Consider the following 17,940-nt stretch of genomic DNA (forward strand, 5'->3'; position numbering starts at 1 on the left):
CCTTAATCGTTGTAGTAAACCCAGTGATTGGAACTGCGGAAAATGACAATCGTGAAGACACCAATAATTGCCAGTAATATCCATGTCAATGCACTGGCATAGCCGTAGTTTCCATTTTGAAAAGCCTGGTCATAAATATATAAGTTTAAAAAATAGGTTGATTTATTCGGTCCGCCCTTAGTGATCAAATAAGCTGAGTTAAATTCCTGGAAAGCTTTGACCAGTACATTGACTGCATTGAACAAAATCACCGGAGTAATAATCGGAATCGTAATACTGAATAACTGGCGGATACGACTTGCCCCATCAATGGAAGCTGCTTCATAGACGGATTGTGGAACGCCTTGAAGTGCTGACAGGAAAATCAGCATCGTTGAACCAAACTGCCAGGTCTTCAAAATAACTAGAGTGAAAATAGCAAAGGTTGGATCTTTCGTCCAGTTGATTGCCACGTCTCCACCCAAATTAAAAATACTCAGGACCGTGTTGACCGGCCCGTTTACGTCAAACAGCATTGTCCATAAAATGGAAACCGCTACGTTCCCGCCAAGAATAGAGGGGATGTAGTATGCTGTACGGAAGAAATTTACTCCTTTTAACTTAAAATTCAAAATTGCAGCAACAATGAAGGAAACAATCACCACAGCAGGTGTCCCGATCAATACATACTTTAAAGTAGCACCCAACGCCGCCATGAAGGTTTCATCTTTAGTAAAAATTTCAATATAATTTTGCAGTCCGACAAACTCCGGATCTCCCAGGATAGGGTATTCCTGCAAACTGTATACGAAAGATGCACAGATTGGATAAACTTTAAAAATGACAAACCCAATCAGCCATGGAAGAAGCATCACATACATCAGATAATTTTTCTTTGTTTTCATATTTTGTGTCAACTCCTTATCAATATCACGTAATCGTATTTTTTATAATTATATCTCCTGCAGACAACTCGGATTGATTAAGCAGGCTTATGTGTATAATGAAATAGTTTCTGTTTCAGTGGAACAGAAAACCTGTCAACCACGCACATGAACCAGCGGGATTCGGATAGCCTCAAACCTTTGGATTCACATAGGATAGATGCAGCTGTCGGGGAACTTTAAAAGAATGACTGCTCGCCTTTAGGTTTTCTTTTTTTAAACGATTATGTAAAACCTCTTCAAGTTTTGCAGCAAATACCAGCTGAAAATTACCGAAATGCATCAGTTGAAAAAATCGTTCATAAATCCTCTCAATAAACTAAAGTATCTACACGCCCCCATATTCTTTTAAGCAGAAAGAAGGGACTGTGACAAACACTCATGAGGGCTGTCACAACCTCTTCTTTCCAGCAAATTATTTCTGGTAATGCTTATCTAATGCATCTTGTTGTTTGCTGATATACTGTTTCGCTGCTTCACCAGCGGTCAGCTTACCTGTACGGAATGCTTCGATTACTGTGTAGCGTTCATTACGTACATTTTCATCTTCAAAATATGGATCCATTACTGTTTGTTCGTATTGATCCAGTTTTTCATAACCGTCCTTTACAACACCTTCCAACAAATTGTTCTTCACTTGAAGCTCATTCGTAATCTTATTACTGGAGATGCCCAACGTATCGCCAGTTTCTTTCACTGCTTCTTCATCTGTCAGCAGGAAATTGATAAAGTCTGCCGCAACTTCCGGATTTTTTGAATTACGTGAAACTGCATAACCAAAGTTCGGTTTAACGTAGATACTCACGTTTTGATCAGCAGCTGGCAAAAGATAGTCTCCAACGAGCAGTTCATCTTTCGCTTCACCGCCTTTGTAGGACTCTGCCCATTGTGCCAATGAGTTCGCCCATTCATATACACCGCCGGCTTGCCCTTCCACCCATTCTGGATTGGCATTTGTATCAATAGAGCCGTCTTGTGCAAATGTTGGAAAAGCATTTGCATCTTCAAATGCCTGATATTGCTCTAGAACTTCTTTTACATCTGCTTCAGAGTAATTAACTTTTCCATCTGTCTGCATTACTTCTCCAGTTTTATTAAAGAGCATTTGAGCGATAAATAGATCTTTAGAAACTTTACCCATGTTGACGAAAGCATATTTATTGTCTTCCCCGGTTGCTGTATTGTCTTTTCCGATAACTTCTCCAGCTTTAATCAGATCTTCATATGTTTGAGGCAGCTCCAAACCGTTATCTTTATATAGCTGTTCGTTGTACATTGGAACACGTCCTGTCATACCATGAGGAACAGCTGCCTGTTCGCCATTCACCTGCATGGCTTCAAGATATTTTTTATCCCAATTGGATAAATCCAAATAATCTTTCACTTCATTTAAATCATAAAAAACATTCTTTCCTTTTCCATAAGAGAACAGCCAGTTGTAATTCACCTGCATAACATCCGCTTCTGTTTTACCAGATAGCTGAGTTAAGGTTTTAGCCTGCCAGCCTTCCCAAGCGCCGTATTCTACTTCTACAGTAACGTTCGGATGCTCCTCCTCATATAACTCAACAACTTTTTTCATAGCTTCATGGCGGATATCTGCTCCCCACCAGGCAAACTTGATAGTCACTTCTTCATCTGTCAATACACCTGCTCCCTCTACTTTCGATCCAGCTGAACTGCTTCCGCTGCAGCCGGACAACAGCATGGTAAGTGCTATACCTGAAACAAGTGTCCGTCCAAATAATTTCATTTTCATTTTTATTTCCTCCAAAAAATTATTTTTAAGTATGCGTTTACAATAACTATATATCAATAATTGTTCACGTCAACATTTCTTGAGTATCAAGACAAGTTAGTGGCTAAAACTAATCGTTTTTATACTATATTGACTTTAAAAAAATATACTGGATTATCTTTGAAACAGCCTTGATTTTATTTTAGCAACCGCTACAATGATTGTTATATCAATCATTTATCAACTTAGTGAAAAATACGATACTGCAGAAGGCAAATAAATTTATTTTAACAAAAATACTATATTTTTAATGAACACTCTTTTGTGAAATTAATTTCCGTACATTTCAATAAAATAACAAAAATAAAAACTAGCTACTATCAGTTTTTTCTCTTTCAAAAGCATGCACACGTTAACAAAACAGTTGTTATGACAGTATTTGTCAAATTAGTCGGCAAGAATTTTTGTTGACCTTTTAATACCAATTTAAGACAGGAGAATATCAAATGTATTACATCACAAATTATGGTGCAAAAGAAGGAAAATTGAACACACTATTTATTCAACAGGCAATTGATACCGCCTTTGAATCCGGCGGCGGCAAGGTCATCATTCCTCATGGAACATATTTGACAGGTGCACTCTTTCTTAAAAGCAACGTGGAACTTCATCTTGAGATTGGGGCAGCACTTCAGTTTTCCACCTCACAAAATGACTATCCAGTGGTTGAGTCACGCTGGGAAGGTGTCCAGCGCGAAGTTTATGCGCCCTGTATCTACGCAGAAAATCAGACTAATATTGCTGTCACGGGATTCGGTACTTTGGATGGCTGCGGAGAAAGCTGGTGGGAAATTTTTCGTGATGATTCTGACATCCTTAAATATCCCAGACCCAGACTGATAAGCTTCCATCAATGTCAAAGAGTCACAATTAAAGATATACGCTTGGTGGACTCTCCAAGCTGGACCGTTCACCCCTTATTATGCGAAAATGTAACCATAGATAATGTAACTATTAAAAATCCTGCTAATTCGCCCAATACCGATGGAATCAATCCAGAATCTTGTACAAATGTTCGAATCAGCAATTGCCATATTGATGTAGGGGATGATTGTATCGCTGTAAAAGCAGGAACAGAAGATACTCCTGAACGTGTTTCCTGTGAAAACATCACCATTTCCAACTGTACAATGGTTCATGGACACGGCGGGGTCGTGCTTGGGAGTGAGATGAGCGGAGATATCCGAAACGTGACGATCACTAATTGTATATTTCAAGATACGGATCGGGGAATTCGTTTAAAATCCCGCCGCGGCAGAGGAGGAACAATAGAAGATATTCGTGTAAACAATATTGTTATGGATAACGTTCTCTGTCCATTTATTCTTAATTTGTATTATTTTTGCGGACCAAAAGGAAATGAGTCTTATGTTTGGGATAAAACCCCCTATCCACTTGATGAACGAACGCCACGTTTCCGCCGGATTCATTTTGCAAATATTACGGCTAGAAATGTTCAGGCTTCTGCAGGTTTTATCTATGGATTGGCCGAACAGTACGTTTCCGACATTACATTCAGCTCCGTCGATATCTCCATGGCAAAAAACTCAAGAAGCGGTGTTCCTGCAATGATGGCAGGAATCTCTGAGACGAAAAATCAAGGCTTTTACATTGGCTTCTCAAAGGATCTGATTTTTGACCGTATTTCCATCGAAAATCACATTGGATCAGCCTTCCAGCTTGTCAATTGCAACAATATACAGCTGGAGAAAATCCGCTCTTACAATTCTGAAAAAAATGAACAGTTGATAGAAGAAATCAATACAATCCTTGATTGACTATTTTTAAATGGTCTGAAGCAGCTCCTGCTCTATCGCGGTTTGGTAAAACCTGTCAATGAATCATCAATCAGCTAACAACCTATATGCAGGACGACACAGAACAAACACAATAAAATTACGTTAGATTTAGGAGGGATTGTGGTATTAATACAGAAAAAAGAGACTATTGCCGATAAGTTTATGAGTATTGCTTTATCGAAGGAATGATCAATTTTATTTTTTGCTGTGAAGTCAGCTTTTCATTACCGACTTCACAGCGATGAAAGCTCTGAGTCAGATTATATTGCAGCAACCTCAACACCGAAAGATCAACAAGCAGGCCTTCATTCCTATTTCTGTCTTTTGACCAGCGATTAAGGAGGAACAAATACCTATTTGGGCAGACCTTGCCTTTTGTCACTGCTACCTTTGAAGACTGCTTTTTAGGCAATCACAGTGGAAAGGTAGGCTAGCCAGAACAATACTTAAAATAAGCAAACCATTGATTTTAGAAAAATAAACAGCCTGCAAGCTCCGCTTGGATAAAAACATAAAGCAATCATTTTAGAGAATGTCCTATAATAAAAGTACAAAAGGCAAACAGGAAATTTCCAGCTTTTTCTCTCCTTGCCAGATCAACCACCTGTTAATAACAAACTCTATTCAGTGCTTAAGGTAATTAGCCATAGAATTAACTTACTTGCATTGCATTTTGCAAATAACCGTATGAAAATAATTTAGGAGGATCATGCCTGTTGTACTCATTATCTGAAAAAATCAAAATTCTTTTCTCCGGAAAAGCAATCCCTTTTTCTTTTGTTGTTTCACTTGTCATTCCGGTCATTATTGATCAATTCTTTCTTGTAGGGTTCAATTTCATCAACACTGCTATGATCAGCTCTTCCGGAACACAAGCTGTCAGTGCTGTAAACATGGTGGGAAGTCTGCATTTCTTTCTCGTTCAGATTTTCACCTCCGTTGGTTTAGGAGGAACTGTGTTGATTGCCCAATATTACGGTCGCCGATACTACAAGGAATTAAGTAAAGTCTGCAGCGGGACCATTTTTAGTGCTGTAATAATGGCGTTGATTGTCACAGGCAGTTTACTTATTTTTCATGAAGGTATTCTTAATTTGCTGTTTGGAAATGCAGAAGCTGCTGTATTAAAAAATGCAAAAATTTATTTAGTAGGACTGCTTCTCAGCTATCCTATGCAGGCAGTTGTAGAAGGAGTAAATGGAAATTTACGAGGAATTGGGCAGACAAAAGCATCACTAAAGCTTTCTTTGCTGATGAATGCAATGTATATTTTATTTAACTTCATTTTTATTAACCAATTAAACATGGGTATACGTGGTTTAGCTGTTTCAGTAAATATTTCCCGTTGTATAGGTATGCTTTTTGCTTTCTATACTCTTTATGCCAACCGTGAACGATTATTCCTAAAGAAAAAAGATTTCACTCGGATTCGATTTTCACTCATCAGAAAAATTGTCAGAATCAGTTTGCCCTTTGCTGCAGAAGCCATGTTTTTTAATGGAGGAAAAATCATCGTCCAAATCATGATTGTCGGCTTGGGAACTAATGCCATTGCCGCTAATGCCATCGCTTCTTCATGGATTCAGTTGGCTGAGATTATTCCAAATGCCTTGGCCATTTCCCTAGTCCCTATTGTAGGACAATGCATTGGTAATGGAAACATCGGTGATGCAAAAAAGCTAACAAAGTCTTTTGTTATCTTAAGTATGATTGCGTTCTTAATAGTTGATTTGACCCTGCTGCCCTTGTTTCCTCTGGGAATGAAGCTTTTCAATCCTCCGGAAATCATCCTTCCAATGATTTTCCGCTTGTTTATCATTGCTCTGGTCATGCACTTTATCTCTTGGAGCATTAGTTTTGTTCTTCCGGCAGCTTTGCGGGCTGCGGGTGATGCTAAGTTCACTACAGTTGTTTCACTACTCTCAATGTGGATCTTCAGAATTGGCGTGGGCTATCTGATTGGCATTCATTTTGGTTTTGGCTTAACAGGAATTTATACAGTTATGACAATAGAGTGGTTCATTCGCGGAAGTATTTTCCTGCTGAGATTTAAAGGAAGCCAATGGTATCGTCACCAGCTGATCTAAACAAATTTTTTTTGATTAAGATAACATAAATTACTAAATTCTACAATTAATTTTAACGTGTGCAATGCTTTTATACAGGCATTTCATATCATTTTATAGATTGACAAAAGCGACGACACGTTTTATAATGTGAACGTTAACAAAAATAATTCGAGGTGCGCTATGGTCACAATCAAAGATATTGCAAAAACTGCCGGCGTTTCCCATACGACGGTTTCCAGAGCATTGAATAACAGCCCGCTCATCAAGGAAGCAACACGAAAAAAGATTCATGAATTGGCAGCTGAAATGAATTATGTTCCAAACTTCAATGCAAAAAGTCTGGTAAACCAGAAAAATTATATGATCGGTCTGTTCTTCTCCAGTATCGAAGAAGGAACCAGTTCCAGTTTTCTTGTCGATGTAATCAAAGGAATCCATTCCAGACTTGACGAAAGCTATGGTCTTTCAGTTCAGGGAATTGATGAAATTCAAAACCTGGAGCAGATTAATTTTCAGCGTTACGATGGGATTATTATCATGAGTCAGAGTGACAGTGATCAGGGCTTCATTGACTTCCTCAAACAACAGCAAATCCCGTTTGTCGTTCTCAATAGGCAGCTGGAGGATAAACATATTATTAATATCAGTGCTGATGACGCTGCCGGTGTTGAAACAGCCATCGATTATGCAATCAGTCAGGGTCACAGGAAAATTGCCTGTATCGGCGGGATAGAGGGCTTTCGCTCTGCAAGAGAACGGAAAGCCGGACTGATAAACAGTCTAACCAAACACCATTTGCCGATCAATGTGACTTATTTTTTTGAAGGAGATTACAGCATCGAAGGCGGCTTTCAGGAAATGAAGAAAATTCTCTTATTAAAAGATTTGCCGACACTGGTGTTCTGCGCAAATGATGACATGGCAATCGGAGCCATTCGAGCAGCTGAGGAAAGCGGACTTCATATTCCACAGGACATTTCTTTTATAGGCTTCGATGATATTCCATTCGTTGCTTATCTAAATCCGCCATTAACCACTGTGCATAAACCAATTAACGAAATCAGCAGGCAAGGAACTGAGCTGCTTTTAAATTTGATTGCCGGCAACCAGACAACAAGCTCACAAGTCAAGATCCCAACTCGACTGGAAATCAGAAAATCAGTAGCCAAGCTGGAAACAGAAAAAAATCTTTAACAGCTGAAAAATGAACGTACGGATACATATCCGCTATTGAATCAGAATAAACAAAAAGATACGGCCAATATTTTAGTCGTACTGATACTTGGTTTTTGGAGCAGGAGTCTGTGACATTAGTATATCCAGAACTTTTAAAACCAAATAAACGGTGTTCTAGAAGTAGCTCCCTCGGAAATAAGTCGAATAATCTCAAAAATATGGAAAGCGCCAAGTAGGTATCAATCCACAGCTATTCATTTCATGAATAGTATTCCATGACAATTTTCAGATTATCCTTCTTATTGACATAAATCACTACGATTGACTTGTCAGAGTAGATGATGATACTACTTGGTTCTTGAGGGGAATACTTCTACTCCTGCGATTACTCGTCGCATGGAGAAGCTTTGTCACAACCTCTCCTCTTATTATAAACAAAAATGTTCACGTGTGCACACAAAGAAAGGATGTCATTCTAATGGAACAATTATCAGCAGCAGTACTGAAAAAAGAGCTCCCACTCCCTGTAAAAGTCATTCAATTTGGTGAAGGCAACTTTATGAGAGCCTTTGTTGACTGGCAGCTTCAGCAAATGAATAAACAGAACCTGTTCAATGGGCGGGCAACGATTGTCCAGCCAATCGCTCAGGGATTGGGCGCTATGTTGAAAGAACAGGATTCCCTTTATACCGTTATTCTTGAGGGGTTGATGAATGGAGAAATTATCAATGAAGCAGAGATTATTTCCTCTGTCGAATCAGTTATTAATCCATATGAAGACTGGATAAAATATCTTGCTTTAGCCGAAAATGATGCAGCCGAATTTATTATATCCAATACAACAGAAGCCGGAATCCAGTATAATCCGAATGACACTTTGGATAATGGTCCGCAGCAAAGCTTCCCGGCAAAACTGACAGCTCTTTTATATAGGAGATTTCAACTGAACAAGTCAGGCTTCACTATCATTCCCTGCGAACTAATTGATCGAAATGGCGAGCGGTTGAAAGAAATTGTTTTGACCTATGCCGAAGAGTGGCAGTTGGGGGATGACTTTATTCAGTGGCTGGAAACAGAAAATACCTTTTGCTGCAGTCTTGTTGACCGAATCGTTCCCGGTTATCCTCGTGACACAGCCCAAGAGCTAAATGAAAAACACGGCTACATCGATAATTTAATGGTAAAAGCAGAACCTTTCCTGCTCTGGGTGATTGAAGGACCTGAAAAACTAAAAGAGACACTCCCCTTGGAAAAAGCCGGTCTAAATGTTGTTGTTACAAATGATATGACTCCTTATCGAGAACGCAAAGTTCATTTATTGAATGGTCCGCATACAGCAATGGTTCCGTTAGCTATGCTGGCTGAACTGGATACTGTTGAATCAGTCATGAAAGACAGCGATTTTCGAACCTTCATTGACAACCTGTTTACAGATGAGTTGATTCCTGTACTTTCCCTTCCGGAAGAAGAACTGATTGCCTACTCGGAACAAATCAAGGAACGATTCCTGAATCCTTTTGCCAATCACCAATTGTCGGCAATTTCTTTAAATAGTATCTCAAAATTTCAGGCCCGTTTACTGCCGGTATTTCTGCAATATGCGAAAAAAAAGCAGATGCTGCCGCCATATATGACCGCTGCTCTGGCTTCCTTACTCCTAAGTTATCGAGGAGATAAAATCACTCCTCAAGACGACACAGAAGTAATTGCTGCGATCCAAACCGCCTGGAACACCCCAGAGACCGCAGTCTCAACCATTTTGAGCAACAAATCTCTATGGGGACAAGATCTGACCAGCGTTCCAGAACTCATCTCGCAAGTAGAACAAGATTGTGCCTTTATAGAAAGACAAGGGACTCGAGCACTGATACAACAGTTAAACAAAGGTTAATTCTAGTTTCAGCTATTTCAATCGCTTAGAAATGAGGATATCGGACCTTAAAAATAAACACAATCCAATAATTGATTAGCAAGGGATTGATCTCAATTAAGAAAAGGAGAACCGCAGTTCTTGCTATTTCAATCGCTTAGAAATGGGGATATCGGACCTTAAAAATAAAAACAATCCAATAATTAATTAGCAAAGGATTGATCTCAACTAAGAAAAGGAGAATGAGCTCATGATCAACACTCAAACAAAAGCAGCTTTATTAAAGCTGAATCCAAGAGACACCGTAGCCGTAGCTTTGCGTCCCATTATTGCTGGAGAGTCTATCAACATTGACGGCATCCAGTTAACCGCTGAACAGAATATCCCGCAGGGACACAAAATTGCACTGCAGCCAATGAAAGAAAATCAGGATGTCATCAAATACGGCTATCCGATCGGTCATATGCTTTCTGCTGCAGAAACAGGCGCCTGGCTGCATACGCACAACGTAAAAACAAATTTATCCGGGGAACTAGACTATACGTATACACCTGAACTCCACCAAGTACACTATCCAAAAAAGGAGCTGACGTTCAAAGGCTATCGCCGGAGCAACGGAAAAGTCGGTATTCGTAATGATTTATTTATCGTCCCAACAGTAGGCTGTGTAAACGGGATGGCTGAACTGATGTTAAAGCGGTTTACAGTGAATCATCCAGATTTGGGACCCTTTGACAACATCACAATTTTGAAGCACCCCTATGGCTGTTCACAGCTGGGAACTGATCATGCCAATACACGTGAGGTTCTGATTGATGCTGTCAAACATCCAAATGCAGGAGGAGTCCTCGTTTTTGGTCTTGGCTGTGAAAACAATACGGTTGACGCGTTCGAAGAAAAACTGGGTGACTATGATTCTGATCGAGTGAAGTTTTTGATCGCTCAGGATGTTTACGATGAAGTAGAATCTGGTGTCGCTTTACTGGAAGAGCTTTTTGAGGCTGCGAAAAATGATCAGCGAGAAGATGTGCCACTGTCTGAGTTGAATGTCGGCTTGAAATGCGGCGGTTCAGATGGCTTTTCAGGGATCACTGCAAACCCATTATTAGGAGCTTTCTCTGACTTTTTAATTGCACAGGGCGGTAGTACGATTCTAACTGAAGTCCCTGAAATGTTTGGAGCAGAACACATGCTGATGGCTCGTGCTGAAAACGAAGAAGTCTTTGACGCAATTGTTCAGCTGATCAATGACTTCAAACAGTATTTTCTGGCATTCGGAGAACCTGTTTATGAAAATCCTTCTCCCGGAAATAAAGACGGTGGCATCACTACGCTGGAGGATAAATCACTTGGCTGTACACAAAAAGCAGGAACAGCCCCCGTTGTTGATGTCTTAAAATATGGAGAAAAACTCAAAACACAGGGCTTAAGTCTGCTGCAGGCACCAGGAAACGATTTAGTTGCCGCTTCTGCTCTGGCTTCCTCCGACTGTCATCTTGTATTGTTTACTACAGGACGGGGAACGCCATTTGGTGCGTATGTCCCTACTGTGAAAGTGGCAACCAACAGCAACATCTTTAAACGTAAAGGTCACTGGATGGATTTTAATGCCGGCACATTACTGGAACAGCCGATGGAAGCTGTCTTAGAAGAATTCATTCAGAAGATCATTGCTGTAGCCAGCGGTGAATCAACAAGAAATGAAGAAAACGATGTAAGAGAAGTGGCTATTTTCAAAACAGGTGTCACTCTTTAGATAACAGAAAAAAGAACGATTCCCTTAGAAAGAAGGAAAATAAATGTTTTTAAACGATGATTTTTTACTCTCTACAAGCTGGGCAAAGAAGCTGTTTCACAATCATGCTGCCCAAATGCCGATCATTGATTATCACTGTCATTTAGAGCCTCAGGAAATTTATGAAAACAAAGCCTTTACATCCATTACAGAGGCCTGGCTAAAAGGTGATCACTACAAATGGCGCTTGATGCGCGCCTGCGGTGTTCCAGAGTCTCAGATTACAGGTGATGCCTCAGATTATGAAAAATTCCTGGCCTGGTGTCAAACTGTTCCTAAAACAATCGGCAATCCTCTGTATACTTGGACGCACCTTGAATTGAAGCGCTTCTTCGGAATTGATTTATTGGTAAACGAAGAAAATGCAGAAGCGATCTGGAAACAGGCGAATAAAAAAATCACCAGTGCAGCTTTTAAACGACGAGAAATCATTAAAAATTCGAATGTAAAAGTGGTTTGTACAACAGACGATCCTGTAGATGATTTGGGCTTCCACCAATTATTGGCAAAAGATGAACCTGCCTTTAAAGTCCTGCCCTCTTTTCGCCCGGATAAAGCACTGAACATCGATCAAAAAGGCTTTTCAGTTTGGGTAAAACAATTGGCTGAAAGCAGCGGACTGGATATTTCTACCTATGAAGAACTGATTGCCGCACTTGGCAGCAGAGTTGAATTTTTTCATTCACTGGGTGGACGCTTATCTGATCACGCACTGGATACTCTACGATATAAGGAAGCAGATACAGAAACACTGGAACGGATTTTCCAAAAAGCCTGTCAGGGACAGCCGCTGTCAGAAGAAGAAATTGATGCCCATCGCACAGAAACACTGATACGCTTAATTCATTTTTACCACCAGCATAACTGGACAATGCAGCTTCATATCCATGCGTACCGCAACTGTAATCAGACAATGTTTGATCAATTAGGACCTGATACAGGCTATGACGGTATCAACGACTTATCCATTACAATCCCGCTTCAAAAGCTGTTGAATCGGGCAGAAGCGACAGACCAGTTACCGAAAACCATTGTTTATTCCTTAAATCCAAATGACTATCCAGCCTTAACCGCATTAATCGGCTGTTTCCAAAAAGAGGTTAAAGGAAAAATACAGCTGGGCTCAGGCTGGTGGTATAACGATACCAGAGACGGCATGCGTCAGCAGCTAAGCCAATTCGCCAACGGAAGTGCCCTTCATAACTTTGTCGGTATGCTGACGGATTCCCGCAGTTTCCTGTCCTACACCCGCCACGAATATTTCCGACGCGTTCTCTGCGAATTCATCGGAGAAATCGTCGAACGAGGAGAAGCACCGGAGGATGGAGTCTTGTTAGGAAACTTAGTTGAAGCAATCAGTTATACAAATGCAGAAACCTATTTCAATTTTTAGTCTGATTCCTGCCATTTATAAAGAAGAAAAAGGAGGAAAAATCTATTATGCTGCCATTAAATTTAGGCATTCGTGCACACGACATCACTGCCGCTTCACGTGAAGAACTGGGAGAAAAGCTGCTTGCAAACAGCTTTTCTCATATTCAGTTGGCAGTAAAGAAATCATTTCCCGATGCACTTCCCAGTTTGGACAGCATCTCCAGCGGTACAGGACATTACTTCGGAGACTATTTCTCCCGGCTGGGCATCAAGGTTTCTGTCTTAGGCTGTTATGTAAACTTAGCCAGTCCAGATATTACCGTTCGAACGCAGGCAATTAACGACTTCAAACAGCACATTGCAGTGGCTTCAAGCTTTCAGGCAGCCGTTGTCGGAACTGAAACAGGCAGCGTAGGAACCGGCTATACGACCAAGAATTATACAGAAGATGCCTACCGGACTGCCAGACAATCTGTTGCCGAAATGGTTGCCTATGCCGAAAGCTTGGGTGTGACTGTCGGCATTGAAGCTGGAATTAATCACCCTCTCCATACCGCTGATTTGGCCAAACGGCTGATTCAGGAAATCCAGTCGCCGAATCTGCGAATCATTATGGATTGTGCGAATCTAATATCTGTAGAAAACTATCATAAACAGGAAGAGGTAATCAATCAGGCATTGAACCAGCTACAAGATGATATCTGCTCCATGCACTTAAAAGATTTTGTAGTTGAAAACGGACAAATCAAAATCGTCCCCGTCGGCACCGGCTGGATGAACTATGAACAAATCCTGAAATTCCTAAAATACGACAAACCCCTGATGTTTGCCAGTCTGGAAGCAACCCCTGAAAAGCATCTGCCAAGAACTCTGGAACACCTAAAAGAAATGTATGAACAGGTGTAGAGAGCTGATCGGGCAAATCTTAATAAACACTTATTTACAAGGTTGTGACAAGGCTTCTCCATACGCCGAGTAAGCTCTAAACTGCGATATGCGCTTGCATGAGAAAACAAAACATTACGCATTGACCGTTTGCCTACCTTGAGCTGCTCATATTTTCAGTATTATTCGACTTATTTCCGAGATGGTAGTTCTACTTTGCCACTTCTGCTTATATTCGTACTTTAGCAGAATGGTATGCATAATTTCGATAAGTATTCCTTGAATGAAACTAGCTCACTTGATGTAGTAGAACTGTATGCGGAGCGTAGAAGAACTGCTGTCTCTACGAGTCGAACGATTCTCGAGACAAAACATTACGTAGAAGAACTGCTGTCTCTACGAGTCGAACGATTCTCGAGACAAAACATTACGCTGTATCCGTTTTTCTGCGTCTACGGTTCTCACTACACTACACTTCGTTTCGATCTCATCATTTTCTAAACGGCAGAGCCGCTAAGAATTGAAGGACTTCGTTCCGATCCTCGAAGCATGGAGGGGGCTTTGCTTTCTACGCTTCTTCGAATGCTCGGCGCATATCTGAGGGGCATGAAAGAACTTGCTCCTACGCTTCTTCGAATGCTCGGCGCATATCTGAGGAGTCATGCAAGAGCTTGCTCCTACGCTTCTTACGAATGCTCGGACCATACAAGATTGGAATACTGTTTATTCGGCTTTAGGGGATTCAGACATATTAATGTCACAGTCCCTGATTTTTTAGCCAATCCGCTATGCGAATGGTTTTCAATACAGAAGAAAGATCAATCACCCACTAATGATGATTGATCTTTCTAATTTCAATGGATAGCTGACTATATCATTATCCTTCTAGTTTTTTCTTCACTATGCATGGCGATCCATAGGCCACTACATTTTGGGAATATCCTTCGTGACAACACTTCCGGCACTGATCACAGAATTCTCACCAAAACTTCCTAGCAGCTGCTCTAAAGTTTCATTTTTCTCTTTTATCTTGCTTGGGAACATGTGGTTAGGGTGAAAAAACATATCCCAATAAATTGCCTGCTCCTTTTGAAGCTTCTCAATTTCAAAGTAGACTTAACCGGAATGCATTTGTTCCTTGACCTTTATATAACTTCTCCTCCAGTATTCACTGTCGACTGTTTGAGCATCCTTCAATACTAACCTACCAAGTAAAACATTTGCAATTCTATGATTTTCATTTGTTCCATCAGAATCTATCTACCAAAAGCGTTTCTTCCTATCAAGCTCTGTTCCAACTGTCTCTTTTTCATTTGTATTGAATGAATCACGCGCTGTAACAATCCGTTCTATCAATGTTTCTCAGCATTTGATTCGTATCGTACAACGATTTTGTTTAGATTCTCCTGAAGCGAATGAACCATTTTCAAATCTGCTGCCTCATATTTCAACTATGTCCTGTTTCTATTAATTTCTGCGATAACATATGCCTAAGCCCTTCAAAAAATTACGCGCATATTTATCTCCACACGGTTTAAAATTACGATGTCCTTCCTTTCTCAGAATAGCTCCCAGTTCTCCTTTTGAAGGATAGACACCGGCTTCAGCCAAAATATCCAGCATGTCTTCACTGGTCAAAGCTAAAGCAATCTTCACCTTTTTCAATAAAATATTATTCATATACCGGACTTCACTACTTTTTAATGGCGTTCTATCTGCTGATCCATCCTTCGGTTCTCCTCGTTTTAAAAGAATCAATCCGTTCAAAAATGTATCCAGTACTTGATTATTGATAGTTTTAACATAGATATTTTTTTCAAAAATATCATTTTCTTCTTGCTGTGGATTATTTTCTTTGGTCAGCATTGCCCTCACTTCTTCTTTAGAGACAGTCATCCCGCCTAGTTCAAAAGCTTTCACTATATCTGTATCCTTAATATCCAAGGCATATCTCAGACGCAGCAATATGTCATTATTGTTCATTCATTTCCTCCATCATTTTTCCAGATGCTCTTACTATATCATAAAAATAGCTGGTAGTTTTTCTTATTACAGCTTTAGTGTACCCACTTTCACAGCTTCTCTTGAAAACATTGAATTTATCGTTGCTATATCAGGGTCTTAATCATCTTAAAAACCATACTGAGTTATGATAGGGTTCCCCGTATCGTAAGTGAATGATATTTGGAAAATTTACTGCTACAAATTACTCTATATTCAGCCAATAAAGTTTAAAACAATGATAAAAATTGTTTCACTTTCTTAAGTATCAAAAAAATTTTGACTTGCGTTTACTTATATCTCTCATAATAATTTCTAGCTTTTTCCTGATGTATCTGAAAAATAATAGTATAGAACTTCGATTCTGATGAGGGAATCAAATTCAGCGTATCTAATAATGCTTTCATCTTCGATTGAGAGCTAAAGAAATCTAAATAAAGACCGACCAAATTATTAATAAACTCCAATTGAACAAGCAAATGTAAATTATCTGACGGGTTAATGAGCTCATTATAAACAGACAAAGTTTCTCTGGCTCTCTCTATGTCATTAATCATCAATAAACTTTGAATTCTATTAAAATGTAAATCACCTACTTCTTCACAATACAATTTACTATTAAATTCTTTATATTTTTTCAATTCAGATAGAATACGTTTATAAAGTTGTTCTGCCTCATCCCTATCATTTTCTGAAATTGATAGTAAAATTAATTTACTTAGTTTAATTTCTCTTAATGTCCACATTTTCGCATTCTCTAATTCAGATAAAATTTCATTAAATGGCTCTCGAGAAAATTTATAAAAGTTTGCGTTTGTAATCAATACCAGAAGATAGGCATTCATTGCCAAGTGCCTCATTTCCGTATTCTGATGCTTATGGTATCGTTCATAAAGCTCATATAATTCTTCAAACTTCCCATTCTTGTAGAGCACATCAATTTGATTCTCTAAAAGCTTCTCTTCATTTATCGTGTTTTGTTTCCTAAAATACTCAAACTCCTCATAGGAAATCCCTAAATTATTAATCAATTCTTGAAATTTCGTAATTTCAACTGAATACTTCCCAGCCTCAAAATCACTATAAAACGTTTTAGAAACAACCCCTGTGTACACTTCTTTTTGAGTATACCCTTTGTTTTTTCGAATTTTCTTTATTATTTCTCCGTACATTTTTTCTCCATTCCATTAATTCCTGTATACAGGAATTATAGTGGTTTATTCTTCCAATTACCATGATATATTTGAAAAAACAAATTTTGGAGGAATAAACATGAATAAAATATATCTTAAATTGCTTAGCTTCTCACTAGGTTTGACAATAATCATTAGTCTGTTTTCTGCTGCTAGTATGGTTTTGAAAATAGATGATAATGGTATTATTATATTTCAAATAGCAGCATTTTTATCTTTAGCCATTCTACTTTTCTTCTATATGAAGAAAAAGGATTCTACATTGGAACAATTTGGCTTTGAAAAAACCTATATCAGCAAATCTATTTTAAGTTTTATTGCTTTAATCATTCTAATTCAACCTATCATTTTAGGAATAAATTTTTCACTGCCCTTTTCGACACTATTGTTAATTATCATTCAAATGATTTTAGTTGGCTTCGTTGAAGAATCTCTATTTAGAGGTATATTTTTCTACTTCTTAAAAGATAAACAGCCTAAAGTTTATCTTCTATTTTCAAGTATTGTATTTGGTTTGCTTCATGTCGCTAGCGGCTTAAATCCAGAAACAGCTCCATTATTAGTATTTTTACAAATCATTAATGCTTTATTATCGGGTGCGGTATTTGCAATTTTGTATTATTCTTTAAAATCTATTTATCTCGTAATCACCTTTCATACACTATTTAACATTTTTGCTTCTGTAACGTTAGAGGGTTCTTTCCAACTTAATTTAGTTGCTGTTTCAATTTTAACGATTTGTTATATCATATTTTTAATCTACTATACAAAAATAGTTTTTTTCTTAAAGAAGTAAATCCGTATTTCAAAAAATATCTTAATAAAATAGAACCTGTAAATTTTTTGATGAATTTCAACCTAATAAACCCTTCAATGATTTCATTTCAAATGGTGTATTCATCTCTAACTGCAGCCAAATGTATATTCAGCTAATCAAAAAGCACACGACCTTATAAGATTAAAGTGACTAAACTCAACCAAAAAGGAGTGTGCCTTATGTTTAAAAATTATACCATTAATCAAACAACTTTACCATTAGATATAGAACAATATATTC

General features: G+C 38.8%; 12 protein-coding genes. 8 read left to right on the forward strand and 4 right to left on the reverse strand.

What is annotated here, in order from left to right:
- Window positions 1-2: 2 nt before the first annotated feature.
- Entirely contained in the window at window positions 3-884 is an 882-nt protein-coding gene (locus tag LI951_RS13985; protein WP_202068116.1) for a carbohydrate ABC transporter permease, read from the reverse strand.
- Between the two features lie 454 nt (window positions 885-1,338).
- Window positions 1,339-2,682 carry an ABC transporter substrate-binding protein gene (locus LI951_RS13990; RefSeq protein WP_202068118.1) on the reverse strand — a complete coding sequence of 448 codons (1,344 nt, stop codon included), beginning with the start codon at window positions 2,680-2,682 and terminating at the stop codon, window positions 1,339-1,341.
- Between the two features lie 485 nt (window positions 2,683-3,167).
- Between LI951_RS13990 and LI951_RS13995 the strand changes: the two genes are divergently transcribed.
- The 7 genes from LI951_RS13995 (at window position 3,168) to LI951_RS14025 (ending at window position 13,710) form a co-directional block, all read left to right on the forward strand.
- Entirely contained in the window at window positions 3,168-4,499 is a 1,332-nt protein-coding gene (locus LI951_RS13995) for a glycoside hydrolase family 28 protein (RefSeq protein ID WP_229442618.1), read from the forward strand.
- Between the two features lie 737 nt (window positions 4,500-5,236).
- Window positions 5,237-6,607, forward strand: a complete 1,371-nt coding sequence (locus tag LI951_RS14000) for an MATE family efflux transporter (protein WP_229442620.1) — start codon at window positions 5,237-5,239, stop codon at window positions 6,605-6,607.
- Window positions 6,608-6,769: 162 nt separating this feature from the next.
- Entirely contained in the window at window positions 6,770-7,783 is a 1,014-nt protein-coding gene (locus tag LI951_RS14005; protein ID WP_202068120.1) for a LacI family DNA-binding transcriptional regulator, read from the forward strand.
- 460 nt (window positions 7,784-8,243) lie between these two features.
- Window positions 8,244-9,656, forward strand: a complete 1,413-nt coding sequence (locus LI951_RS14010; protein WP_229442622.1) for a tagaturonate reductase — start codon at window positions 8,244-8,246, stop codon at window positions 9,654-9,656.
- Window positions 9,657-9,885: 229 nt separating this feature from the next.
- Window positions 9,886-11,391 (forward strand): UxaA family hydrolase, encoded by a 1,506-nt coding sequence (locus tag LI951_RS14015; RefSeq protein WP_229442623.1) that lies wholly within the window; start codon window positions 9,886-9,888, stop codon window positions 11,389-11,391.
- Window positions 11,392-11,434: 43 nt separating this feature from the next.
- Window positions 11,435-12,823: a glucuronate isomerase gene (uxaC, locus tag LI951_RS14020; RefSeq protein WP_229442624.1), complete on the forward strand. Its 1,389-nt coding sequence runs from the start codon at window positions 11,435-11,437 to the stop codon at window positions 12,821-12,823.
- A 47-nt stretch (window positions 12,824-12,870) separates the two neighbouring features.
- A complete protein-coding gene (locus LI951_RS14025; protein ID WP_229442625.1) occupies window positions 12,871-13,710 on the forward strand; it encodes a sugar phosphate isomerase/epimerase family protein in 840 nt (279 codons plus the stop codon).
- A gap of 1,446 nt (window positions 13,711-15,156) precedes the next feature.
- Here LI951_RS14025 and LI951_RS14030 read toward each other — a convergent pair.
- Window positions 15,157-15,672, reverse strand: a complete 516-nt coding sequence (locus tag LI951_RS14030) for a DUF1456 family protein (RefSeq protein WP_229442627.1) — start codon at window positions 15,670-15,672, stop codon at window positions 15,157-15,159.
- Between the two features lie 308 nt (window positions 15,673-15,980).
- Window positions 15,981-16,862 carry a helix-turn-helix domain-containing protein gene (locus LI951_RS14035; RefSeq protein WP_229442629.1) on the reverse strand — a complete coding sequence of 294 codons (882 nt, stop codon included), beginning with the start codon at window positions 16,860-16,862 and terminating at the stop codon, window positions 15,981-15,983.
- A gap of 100 nt (window positions 16,863-16,962) precedes the next feature.
- Between LI951_RS14035 and LI951_RS14040 the strand changes: the two genes are divergently transcribed.
- The gene (locus LI951_RS14040; RefSeq protein ID WP_229442631.1) at window positions 16,963-17,679 is read left to right on the forward strand and encodes a CPBP family intramembrane glutamic endopeptidase; all 717 of its coding nucleotides are present in this window, start codon (window positions 16,963-16,965) and stop codon (window positions 17,677-17,679) included.
- The last annotated feature ends 261 nt before the right edge of the window (window positions 17,680-17,940 follow it).

The sequence above is a fragment of the Enterococcus sp. BWT-B8 genome, from assembly GCF_020567625.1.
In the GTDB taxonomy this organism is placed as follows: domain Bacteria; phylum Bacillota; class Bacilli; order Lactobacillales; family Enterococcaceae; genus Enterococcus_L.